The 12,444-nt window shown below is 38.3% G+C and carries 8 protein-coding genes; 5 read left to right on the forward strand and 3 right to left on the reverse strand.

The features are described 5' to 3' along the window. The first annotated feature begins 18 nt into the window (after positions 1–18). The 3 genes from rplL (at position 19) to rpoC (ending at position 8,713) form a co-directional block, all read left to right on the forward strand. Complete coding sequence (gene rplL, locus DET49_RS06950) at positions 19–396, forward strand: 50S ribosomal protein L7/L12 (RefSeq protein ID WP_133547374.1); 378 nt, start codon at positions 19–21, stop codon at positions 394–396. A 129-nt stretch (positions 397–525) separates the two neighbouring features. Continuing rightward, positions 526–4,338, forward strand: coding sequence for a DNA-directed RNA polymerase subunit beta (gene rpoB / locus DET49_RS06955; RefSeq protein WP_133547375.1), 3,813 nt, complete (start codon positions 526–528; stop codon positions 4,336–4,338). A gap of 73 nt (positions 4,339–4,411) precedes the next feature. Continuing rightward, positions 4,412–8,713 (forward strand): DNA-directed RNA polymerase subunit beta', encoded by a 4,302-nt coding sequence (gene rpoC, locus DET49_RS06960; RefSeq protein ID WP_133547376.1) that lies wholly within the window; start codon positions 4,412–4,414, stop codon positions 8,711–8,713. A 445-nt stretch (positions 8,714–9,158) separates the two neighbouring features. Here rpoC and DET49_RS06965 read toward each other — a convergent pair whose 3' ends face one another. From DET49_RS06965 to DET49_RS06975, 3 genes are all read right to left on the reverse strand, one after another. Further along, the gene (locus DET49_RS06965; RefSeq protein ID WP_133547377.1) at positions 9,159–10,109 is read right to left on the reverse strand and encodes a Fic family protein; all 951 of its coding nucleotides are present in this window, start codon (positions 10,107–10,109) and stop codon (positions 9,159–9,161) included. Between the two features lie 93 nt (positions 10,110–10,202). Next, a complete protein-coding gene (locus DET49_RS06970; RefSeq protein ID WP_133547378.1) occupies positions 10,203–10,595 on the reverse strand; it encodes a type II toxin-antitoxin system HigA family antitoxin in 393 nt (130 codons plus the stop codon). An 11-nt stretch (positions 10,596–10,606) separates the two neighbouring features. Continuing rightward, entirely contained in the window at positions 10,607–10,903 is a 297-nt protein-coding gene (locus DET49_RS06975; protein WP_133547379.1) for a type II toxin-antitoxin system HigB family toxin, read from the reverse strand. A 409-nt stretch (positions 10,904–11,312) separates the two neighbouring features. On the opposite strand from DET49_RS06975, the gene DET49_RS06980 reads away from it, so the two are divergent. Then, positions 11,313–12,026: a hypothetical protein gene (locus DET49_RS06980; protein WP_133547380.1), complete on the forward strand. Its 714-nt coding sequence runs from the start codon at positions 11,313–11,315 to the stop codon at positions 12,024–12,026. Continuing rightward, positions 12,013–12,360, forward strand: coding sequence for a hypothetical protein (locus DET49_RS06985; RefSeq protein ID WP_133547381.1), 348 nt, complete (start codon positions 12,013–12,015; stop codon positions 12,358–12,360). Before DET49_RS06980 ends, DET49_RS06985 begins: the two co-directional genes overlap by 14 nt. Positions 12,361–12,444: the final 84 nt, after the last annotated feature.

The following is a 12,444-nucleotide window of genomic DNA, read 5'->3' on the forward strand; positions in this document are numbered from 1 at the left end:
TTTTAAAAACGATAGAAAATGGCAGATTTAAAAGAATTCGCAGAACAATTGGTTAACTTGACCGTAAAAGAAGTAAACGAGTTAGCTGATATCTTGAAAGATGAATATGGTATAGAGCCTGCTGCTGCTGCAGTAGCTGTTGCCGGTGGCGGTGCTGCTGGTGGTGGTGAAGAAGCTGAAGAGCAAACTGAATTTGATGTAATTCTTAAAGCTCCAGGTGGATCTAAACTAGCAGTTGTTAAACTTGTAAAAGAACTTACAGGTCTAGGTCTTAAAGATGCTAAAGCATTAGTAGATGGCGCACCAGCTCCAGTTAAAGAAGGAGTAGCTAAAGACGAAGCAGAAGCACTTAAAGCACAGCTAGAAGAAGCAGGAGCTGAGGTTGAGCTTAAATAAGCTTGCCACCAGCAATATTATTTAGGTTTAGACCTCAGGATTCGCTCCTGAAGGTCTAAACCCTTTTGCGTATATAGGGGATTAACTCCTTGCGCGCCCGTTTTTTTATAAATTATAATCCGTCCATTGATGTTAGCAAAGCAAACTGAAAGAGTGAGTTTCTCTTCTGTAAAGAACAGACCTGATTACCCGGACTTCCTGGATATCCAGATCAAGTCTTTTCAGGACTTCTTTCAATTAGAAACCAAATCAGAAGAGCGGGGAAATGAAGGTCTCTATAATACCTTCCTAGAAAACTTCCCAATTACGGACACCCGTAACCAATTTGTACTAGAATTTTTAGATTATTTTGTGGACCCGCCGAGATATTCCATTCAGGAGTGTATAGAGCGTGGTTTAACGTATAGTGTCCCTCTTAAAGCAAGATTAAAACTATACTGTACCGACCCTGAACACGAAGATTTTGAAACCATCGTACAGGACGTTTACTTAGGAACTATACCTTATATGACTCCAAGTGGTACTTTTTGTATCAACGGGGCAGAACGTGTGGTAGTTTCTCAGCTTCACCGTTCTCCAGGAGTTTTCTTTGGACAATCCTTCCATGCAAACGGAACAAAACTTTATTCTGCCCGTGTAATTCCTTTTAAAGGTTCCTGGATAGAATTCGCTACCGATATCAATAGCGTTATGTACGCTTATATCGATAGAAAGAAAAAATTACCTGTAACCACACTTTTCCGTGCCATTGGTTTTGAGCGCGATAAAGATATTTTAGAGATTTTTGACCTTGCAGAAGAGGTGAAAGTTTCAAAAACAGGACTTAAAAAAGTATTAGGTCGTAAACTTGCGGCCCGTGTATTGAATACCTGGTATGAAGATTTTGTTGATGAAGATACAGGAGAGGTAGTTTCAATAGAACGTAATGAGATCGTTTTAGATCGTGATACAGAACTTGAAAAGGAGCATATAGAAGAAATTCTTGAAACCGGAAGCAAAACTATTCTTCTTCATAAGGAGGATAATTCTACCGGGGATTATGCTATTATTCACAATACCTTACAAAAAGACCCTACCAACTCTGAAAAAGAAGCGGTAGAACATATTTATCGTCAGCTTCGTAATGCAGAACCGCCAGATGAGGAAACTGCACGTGGAATTATCGATAAGTTATTCTTCTCAGATCAGCGTTACAGCCTTGGAGAAGTTGGCCGATACAGAATGAACAAAAAATTAGGTCTTGATGTTGCTATGGATAAGCAGGTGCTTACCAAAGAGGATATCATTACCATAATTAAATATTTAATTGAGCTTATTAACTCTAAAGCTGAGATTGATGATATTGACCACTTGTCTAACCGTCGTGTTAGAACTGTAGGGGAACAATTGTCTCAGCAATTTGGTGTTGGTCTTGCTCGTATGGCGCGTACCATTCGTGAAAGAATGAACGTTCGTGATAACGAAGTATTTACCCCGATTGATTTGATCAACGCGAAGACACTTTCTTCTGTGATCAACTCTTTCTTTGGTACCAACCAGTTGTCGCAGTTTATGGATCAAACCAACCCACTGGCAGAAATCACGCACAAGCGTAGACTTTCAGCATTAGGGCCAGGTGGTTTATCCAGGGAAAGAGCAGGTTTCGAGGTACGTGATGTTCACTATACACACTACGGAAGACTTTGCCCGATTGAAACTCCTGAAGGTCCGAACATTGGACTGATCTCTTCACTTTCAGTATATGCTAAGGTGAATGGAATGGGCTTCATTGAAACGCCATATCGTAAAGTTGAAAATGGAAAATTAGATTTTTCACAGGAACCTATCTATTTAAGTGCTGAAGAGGAAGAGGACAAGAAAATTGCCCAGGCCAACATTCCGCTTAAAGATGATGGTACTATAAATTCTGAAAGGGTAATTGCCCGAATGGAAGGTGACTTCCCGGTTGTGGATCCTAAAGAGGTTCATTACACCGATGTTGCACCAAACCAGATTTCATCGATCTCGGCTTCACTTATTCCGTTTTTGGAACACGATGATGCCAACCGTGCTTTGATGGGATCTAACATGATGCGCCAGGCATTACCATTGTTACAGGCCGATTCCCCAATTGTTGGAACCGGACTGGAGCGCCAGGTAGCTACAGATTCTCGTGTACTTATTAATGCTGAAGGAGAAGGGGAAGTAGAATATGTAGATGCCAAGCAGATTATCATAAAATACGACAGGACTGAAGAGGAACGTATGGTAAGCTTTGATAGTGATTCAAAAGCCTACGATCTTATTAAGTTCCGTAAAACCAACCAGGGTTCTTCTATCAACCTCAAGCCAATCGTTAGGGTAGGAGATAGAGTAACCAAAGGTCAGGTTTTATGCCAGGGATATGCTACTGAAGCAGGGGAGCTTGCATTGGGTAGAAACATGAAGGTTGCCTTTATGCCCTGGAAAGGTTACAACTTTGAGGATGCGATTGTAATTTCAGAAAAAGTGGTGAGAGAAGATATATTTACTTCTATCCATATTGATGAATACTCGCTTGAAGTTCGTGATACAAAATTGGGTAACGAGGAATTAACCAATGATATTCCTAACGTTTCAGAAGAGGCTACAAAAGACCTTGATGAACACGGGATGATTAGAATTGGGGCCGAGGTAAAACCCGGGGATATTCTTATTGGAAAGATTACTCCAAAAGGAGAGAGCGATCCGACACCTGAGGAAAAATTACTTCGTGCCATTTTTGGAGATAAAGCCGGAGATGTGAAAGATGCATCACTTAAAGCTTCTCCATCATTGAATGGTGTGGTTATAGAGAAGAAACTCTTTGCCCGTGCTATTAAAGATAAGCGTAAGAGAGCTCAGGATAAGGAAGATATTGCAGCGCTTGAGAAAAAGTATGATGCAAAATTCGCCAATCTTAAAGCTGAACTTGTAGATAAGTTATTCCTCCTTATTGGCGGAAAAACTGCTCAGGGCGTTCAAAATGATCTTGGAGAAGAGGTAATGCCAAAAGGAAAGAAGTATACATTGAAAATGCTTAATGCAGTTGACGATTATACTCACTTGACTCACGGTACCTGGACTACTGACGATCACCTTAATGCTTTGGTCGCAGACCTTATCCATAATTATAAAATTAAGGAAAACGATCTTCAGGGTAACCTAAGAAGAGAGAAGTTCACCGTCTCTGTTGGAGATGAGCTTCCTTCTGGAATCCTAAAACTTGCTAAGGTTTACATCGCTAAGAAGCGTAAACTAAAAGTAGGTGATAAAATGGCTGGACGTCACGGTAACAAAGGTATTGTTGCAAGAATCGTTCGTCAGGAAGATATGCCATTCCTTGATGATGGTACACCGGTTGATATTGTGTTGAACCCACTTGGGGTGCCTTCACGTATGAACATTGGTCAGATCTATGAAACTGTACTTGGATGGGCAGGACAAAAGCTTGGTAATAAATATGCAACTCCGATTTTTGACGGAGCTACCATTGACCAGATTAACGAGCTTACCGACCAGGCCGGAATTCCAAGATACGGGCACACTTATCTATATGATGGTGGAACAGGAGATCGTTTTGACCAACCTGCAACGGTAGGGGTGATCTATATGTTGAAACTAGGGCATATGATTGAAGATAAGATGCACGCAAGGTCTATTGGACCATACTCACTTATTACCCAGCAACCACTTGGCGGTAAAGCACAATTTGGTGGACAGCGTTTTGGTGAGATGGAAGTTTGGGCACTTGAGGCTTATGGAGCTTCAGCAACACTGCGTGAGATCTTAACAGTGAAGTCAGATGACGTGATAGGAAGGGCAAAAACTTACGAATCTATCGTAAAAGGAGAGCCTATGCCAGAACCCGGCCTGCCGGAATCTTTCAACGTACTTATGCACGAATTGAAAGGTCTTGGTTTGGATATTAAATTAGAAGAATAAAATACTGTTTATAACGGGGTGTTACGGCACCCCATAACAGGTTTTTCACAATAATTATAGCAGCAGAGTTATTATGGCTAGAAATAATGATAAGAATACAGTAAAGAGATTTGATAAAATCTCTATCGGTTTGGCTTCCCCGGAATCTATCCTCGCAGAATCTCGTGGTGAAGTTCTAAAACCGGAAACTATCAATTATCGTACGCACAAACCCGAACGTGACGGTTTGTTTTGTGAGCGTATTTTTGGTCCTGTAAAGGATTACGAATGTGCCTGCGGTAAATATAAAAGAATACGTTACAAAGGAATTGTTTGTGACCGTTGTGGGGTAGAGGTAACCGAGAAACAAGTACGTAGAGACCGTGTTGGGCACATTAATTTGGTAGTTCCTGTAGCACATATCTGGTATTTCCGTTCCTTACCTAATAAAATTGGATACTTGCTTGGTCTTCCATCTAAGAAATTAGATATGATCATTTACTACGAGCGTTATGTAGTAATTCAGGCAGGTATTGCGAAAAACGAAGAAGGAGAGCCCGTTAAGAAAATGGATTTCCTTACTGAAGAAGAATATCTGAACATCTTAGATAGCCTTCCGCAGGAAAATATGTATTTAGAGGACAGCGACCCAAATAAGTTTATTGCCAAAATGGGTGCTGAATGTCTTATTGAAATACTAAGAAGAATTGATCTTAACGAACTTTCTTACGAGTTAAGACACAAGGCAAATAACGAGACCTCCAAACAACGTAAAACCGAAGCGCTTAAGCGTCTTCAGGTTGTGGAAGCTTTCCGTGATGCCAATAACAATCGCGAAAATCTTCCGGAATGGATGATTATGAAAGTGGTTCCTGTAATTCCACCGGAATTACGACCTCTTGTACCTCTTGATGGGGGACGTTTTGCGACTTCAGATTTAAATGATCTTTACAGAAGGGTGATTATTCGAAACAACCGTCTAAAAAGATTAATGGAGATCAAAGCCCCTGAAGTAATTTTGCGTAATGAAAAACGTATGCTTCAGGAATCAGTTGATTCTTTGTTCGACAATACCAGGAAATCTTCAGCGGTAAAAACAGACTCTAACCGTCCGTTAAAATCGCTTTCAGATTCCCTTAAAGGTAAGCAGGGACGTTTTCGTCAAAACTTACTTGGTAAACGTGTGGATTATTCAGCACGTTCGGTTATTGTTGTTGGACCAGAGCTGAAAATGCACGAATGTGGTCTTCCAAAGAATATGGCAGCTGAACTTTACAAGCCTTTCGTAATTAGGAAACTAATTGAAAGAGGGATTGTAAAAACAGTTAAATCTGCCAAGAAAATTATAGATAAAAAAGAGCCGGTAGTATGGGATATCCTTGAGAATGTACTTAAAGGACACCCAGTACTGCTTAACCGTGCTCCTACGCTTCACCGTTTAGGTATTCAGGCTTTCCAGCCAAAACTTATTGAAGGTAAAGCGATACAATTACACCCATTGGCCTGTACGGCATTTAATGCCGATTTTGATGGGGACCAGATGGCGGTTCACTTACCGCTTGGGCCAGAGGCTATTTTAGAGGCGCAATTATTAATGCTTGCTTCTCATAATATCCTTAACCCTGCAAACGGTTCTCCGATTACAGTACCTTCTCAGGATATGATTCTTGGTCTTTACTATATGACCAAGTCCAGAAAATCTACAGACGAGGTTAAGGTTAAAGGGGAAGGGCTTACTTTCTATTCTGATGAAGAAGTGGTAATCGCTTATAATCAGAAAAGAGTAGACCTTAATGCCGAAATAAAGATTCGCGCAAAAGATTTTAATGAGGTTGGTGAGTTAACTTACCAGATCATAGAAACTACAGTGGGTAGAGTACTGTTTAACCAGGCTGTACCAGAAAAAGTAGGTTATGTTAATACGGTACTAACCAAGAAAAACCTTAGGGATATTATTGGTGATGTACTGGCTAAGACCAGTGTTCCGGAAACCGGTGAATTCCTTGATGCAATTAAGGAAATGGGTTATGGTTATGCTTTCCGTGGTGGTCTTTCCTTCAGTTTAGGTGATATTATCATCCCTGAGGAGAAACAAGCTATGATTGATGAGGCTAACCAGCAGGTTGAAGGTATTGTAGGAAACTATAATATGGGACTTATTACCAATAACGAACGTTACAACCAGGTTATTGACATCTGGACATCTACCAATGCCGGTCTAACCGAATTGGCAATGAAGCGTATTCGTGAGGATAAGCAAGGTTTCAACTCAGTGTTTATGATGCTTGATTCTGGTGCTCGTGGATCTAAAGAACAGATTCGTCAGCTAACCGGTATGCGTGGTCTTATGGCCAAGCCTAAAAAATCCAACTCAGGTGGAGGTGAAATTATTGAAAACCCAATTCTTTCTAACTTTAAGGAAGGGCTTTCAATTCTTGAATACTTTATCTCTACTCACGGTGCTCGTAAAGGACTTGCCGATACTGCACTTAAAACTGCCGATGCAGGTTACCTAACCCGTAGACTGGTAGATGTTTCGCAAGATGTTATTGTAAATGAAGAAGATTGCGGAACTTTAAGAGGAGTAGAAGTTAAACCACTTAAAAAGAATGAAGAAATTGTAGAATCTCTGGGAGAACGTATTTTAGGACGTATTTCTCTTCACGATGTTCTTAATCCTTCAAATAACGAAGTTTTAGCAAAATCAGGGGAAGAAATTACTTCTGAGATTGTAGCTAAGATTGAAAATGCTCCTATTGAGAGCGTAGAGGTAAGATCTCCGCTAACTTGTGAAGCTAAAAAAGGAATCTGTGTAAAATGTTACGGAAGAAACCTTTCTACTAATAAACTGGTACAAAGAGGTGAGGCTGTAGGTGTTGTTGCCGCGCAATCAATTGGAGAGCCAGGTACACAGTTAACTCTACGTACATTCCACGTTGGAGGTATTGCAGGTAACATTTCAGAGGACAACAAACTTGAGGCTAAATTTGACGGTGTTGCCGAAATTGAAGACCTTAAGGTTGTAAAAGGAGAAGCTCCTGATGGAAGCCAGGCTGAGATCGTAATTTCACGAACTGCCGAACTTAAAATTAAAGATAAGAAGACCGGAGTAGTACTTAGTAATAATAATATTCCTTATGGTTCTCAAATCTTTATCGATAACGGAGCTCCTGTTTCCAAAGGCGATGTAATTTGCCAATGGGATCCTTATAACGGGGTGATCATATCTGAATTTGCCGGTAAGATCAAATATGAGAATATTGAACAAGGTGTAACCTACCAAGTTGAAATAGATGAGCAAACAGGATTCCAGGAAAAAGTAATTTCTGAATCCCGTAACAAAAAGCTTATTCCAACATTGCATATCCTGGGTAAAAAGGATGAAGTAATTCGTTCTTATAACCTTCCGGTTGGGGCTCACCTTATGGTAGATAACGAAGAGAAGATCAAGGTTGGTAAGATCCTGGTTAAGATTCCGCGTAAATCTTCTAAAGCAGGAGATATTACCGGTGGTCTTCCAAGGGTAACCGAATTGTTCGAAGCTCGTAACCCATCTAACCCGGCTGTTGTTAGTGAAATTGATGGAGTTGTTTCGTTTGGAAAAATCAAAAGAGGTAACCGTGAGATTATTGTTGAGTCCAAATTAGGAGAGGTTAAGAAATACTTAGTGAAGTTATCTAACCAGATCCTTGTTCAGGAAAACGATTACGTTCGTGCAGGTATGCCACTTTCTGATGGATCCGTAACTCCTGAAGATATTCTTAATATCAAAGGACCAAACGCGGTACAACAATATCTTGTTAACGAAGTTCAGGAGGTTTACCGACTACAGGGTGTGAAGATTAACGACAAGCACTTTGAAGTTGTGGTAAGACAAATGATGCGTAAAGTTAGAATTCAGGATCCGGGAGATACAATTTTCCTTGAGAATCAGCTTGTTCATAAATCAGATTTCATCGAGGAGAACGATAAAGTCTTCGGAATGAAGGTGGTGGAAGATGCTGGAGATTCTGAAAATCTTAAGCCAGGTCAGATCGTTTCCCCAAGAGAGCTTAGAGATGAGAACTCCTTGCTAAGACGTGAAGATAAAAACCTTGCTACTGCAAGAGACGTAACCGCTGCTACCGCTACACCGGTTCTTCAGGGTATTACTCGTGCATCGCTACAAACAAAATCGTTTATCTCTGCGGCTTCCTTCCAGGAAACTACCAAAGTGTTGAACGAGGCTGCCGTAAGCGGTAAGATCGATAAACTTGAAGGATTGAAAGAGAATGTAATTGTAGGACATAGAATCCCTGCAGGTACAGGTATGCGTGAATACGACAGCATTATCGTTGGTTCTAAAGAAGAATTTGACGAAATGATGGAACACAAGCAAGAAGTTAATTATAACTAATGATTATAAAAGAGTCACTAATGTGGCTCTTTTCTTTTTATAGAAATAAAAATCCCGATCTATAGTCGGGATTTTTTTATTGGTATATGGCGCAAAAAGGTTGACAGAATTTGGATTGTAAGCTAATCAGGAAAGCATCCAGCTAATATTCAAAATGTAGCAAGCAGGAAACTAAGAATGATAAATAAGGCTTAAAATATAAATGACTTTAGAATTCCTCAGACGAACCATTTAGAAAAGCCGAGTGAAAATTTTGGAGCTAACTTCAGCAGAATAAATATGCAATAGAGAATAATGTTTGAATTACTTGTTATGTTAGTTTTATCGAATATTACAACCGATATGTTTCATTGTCGAACCGCCGTATACGAGACCCGTACGTGCGGAGGAGGAGGAAGGAGACAGAGTTGATCTAACACTCCCTCGTCTACTCGATTGTACCCAGTTATAATTTATACTTTGTTTTATTTTTCTCGCCTATTTTTTGGAATAAGTTTAATTCTACTCCTTTTTTAAGATCTCTACTGGCAGTTGCTCCTGACATATTTTTGAATATTTCCATATAATCTTTTCTTGTAAACTCTCTTTTATTTAGTGAAACAAAATATTCAAGCCTATCTTTTTCTGTAAATGTACGTTGGTTAAAATCCAATAACTCATCTAATGATTTTTCAATCACATCGAGCATATATTGAATAAATGATGTTGAATTCCCTGATTTATCACTTTTTGATAAGGCCGCGTAGTATTTTTCTTGGTCTTTGCTTATTAAAGTTTCAAAAGGTATATATTCAAAAATTGGATATTTCTCCATTAAAATTAAGGTTTGCCATAGCCGTCCCATTCTACCATTACCATCTAAAAAAGGATGAATGAATTCCATTTCATAATGAAAAACACAACTTTTAATAAGTTCTATTTCTTCTGATTTCTGCAAATAATCAAATAAATCTTTCATTAAAAAAGGGACATTTTGGTGTGGCGGGGCAAAATGTTCTACTTCTGAACCTTTCATTATACCAACACCCTGATTTCTATATTTCCCGGCATCTTCAATTAGGTTTTTCATTAAATGTTTATGACATTTTAAAAATGATTTCTCATCAAAGGCATTGTAAGCGTCTAGATGTTCATAAATTTCTATTGCATTGATAACTTCTTTCACATCCTTTTTAGGACCAATTATTCTTTTATGTTCTAGAAGCGCAGTTATTTGTTCTTCAGTAAGGGTATTTCCTTCTATTTTCAAAGAGGAATGAATTGTTTTAATCTTATTTTCTTTTCTAAGTTTCGGAGAAGGTTTATTAAGATAATTGGCATTAATAGCACCAATTTTTTCTGAAATTGCAGTAATGGATTTTAGAATAGTCGAAGTGATGACGTATGGTGGATTCATTTGATACTATCATTTGATAGTATCAAAAGTAAACTCAATTTTTAGCAATTTAAAGAAAAATTGCTTTTTTTTTAGGATAGTCCCAATTATTTGTTAACCGATGTTACCCTTTGTTTTTTGCTTCGAGAGCTGATAATTATTTACAAGAACGGAAGCGGAAATATGTAAAATCTGTTCTAATTCTCTAATCATATCTACCGTCAATCTTTTCTTTTTATTTAAAATTTCTGAAACTCTGCTTTTTCCTCCAATTACTCCAACTAAATCTTTTTGTTTAAGATTCATTTCTTCCATTCTTATTTTAATTGCTTCTATTGGATCTGGAGCTTCTATTGGATAATGTTGATTTTCGTAATTATCGATTAAAAGTGATAAAATTTCGGCCTCGTCTCCTTCTTTTGAGTTCGAGTCAGCATCAAAAATTACTTCTAATCTCTCTAAAGCTTGTACGTAATCTTTCTCTGTCTTTATAGGCTTTATTTTCATAATCTATTGTTTTAAATCGTGTCAGCATTTATTTTATCATACTCGGCTTGAGTTCCCACAAACCTTATAAACGCCCATTGTCTGTCATAGTTAAATTTAACAATCAGTCGATAGGAATTTCCTTTTATATTGAAAACTACTCTGCTATCTTTTAGAATGCTTGCATTTTTGTACGTTTCCTTAATATCGATTGGTGGCTTCCAATTTGATGATTTTGCGGTCTCATACCAGGTTTTCAAATATTTCTCGGAATCCGAATATTTCTCCCAAAATTTACGTAGCGTTCTTTTGGCAATTATTCTTTTCATAGATTGATTTCTACGACAAAGATAATTTAAAGTTCTCTATTTTAGAACATTTGTTCATTTTTTCCTTTGTGAAAATAAAGGCAAACGGTCTCCTTTATCGCCAGTTAGTGGAGGGGAGGCGGAAATTATTTACAATAATAGTATCCTTTATTAAACCGGTCTTCCTGGTTGTATGGATCAATTACTATAGGCTTTTTCGCTATAGAGTGCTCTGGTCATACCAACAACCAAGTTTGTAAGCTGAGCTTCCCTAAATAAGAATACAGAACATTATCACAGAAAAATGCTTGGAAGAAGTCTTTAAAGAGATTCTCATCTATTTTGTATACGGACGATAAGGAATCGAGACCCTGATGGTTGGGTAATCTCATCCAATGGAAGACTCTTACCCACCGTTCCTCTGAGATGTATGGATACCGGTGATGGTGATGGTAGCACTACCTCTTCACGTACCGCCATGCTATTTGAGTACCATATTAATGATTTACTACTGAACGATTGTGCTAAGAATATCCTAGATACTTTAAAGTCTCACAATCATGGAGTAGGGGAGTTTCTTTACAAATTCGCGGGGAATGAGATCGATCATAATTGGAACGTTAAAAGTGCGGATCTTGGAATTGGTAAAGTAGGTACTACCGACCCACCCTCAGCATATGATGAAGAAAATAAGATCATTACCACAAGTTTTAATACTCCAACCTTCAGAAATTCCAGTGACCTATCCTGGGTAAAGACCATCCTTCACGAATCCGCTCATGCATATTTAGCGACATACTTTGCTGTAAATGATTATAATACATTTAATATGACCTATCCAGAGATGGTGGAACAATGGGATGAACTAGAAAATTGGAACGACGTTCATCAAGAAGAATTCGCAAGATCATTAAAAGATGATATAGCTGTAATTCTAAAAGAATTTGGTCAAATGAAAGGATATGAAATACATGACCAGTATTACTCGGATCTAGCTTGGGGCGGTCTAACTGAAACGTCTATCTTTGATGAGTTAGATGGTGCAGACCAAACAAGGATTAAAAATGTACTCTCCATCGAACTTACAGGTAAAGATCTAAATGGAGATTATAAAAATCAAAAAGGATGTGATGCAGGTTGTTAAAATAAAAATTCTTATCCTGATATTGCTGTCACTGACATCAATGGATGCCATTACTCAAAACCTTATTCCTACTAATAATTCCGGAAGTTATATTATGGACTCGAAATTTCCACAAAATAATAACAATGAAGATCCAATTGTTATTATGGGAAAAGTGAGAGACCTTGAAAGTGGAAAATCGATCCCCTTTGCAAAAATAATTTATCTGTGCAGCAGAATGAAAGTAAACGATAAAGGAGAATTCAAGTTCATTGGTCAAATAAATGATTTTAAAAAAAAATTATCTCGTTGCCTCAGCAATGGGTTACAATCCTATAAGAACAGAGTTTTTTAAAGTTTCAAAAAGAATGATACTGAATGTCGATTTCTACCTTGAAGAAGATAAATTGCCTTTAATAAATTGCGAAGGAAAAGTAGA

Source organism: Salegentibacter sp. 24 (assembly GCF_004362395.1).
Classification (GTDB): domain Bacteria; phylum Bacteroidota; class Bacteroidia; order Flavobacteriales; family Flavobacteriaceae; genus Salegentibacter.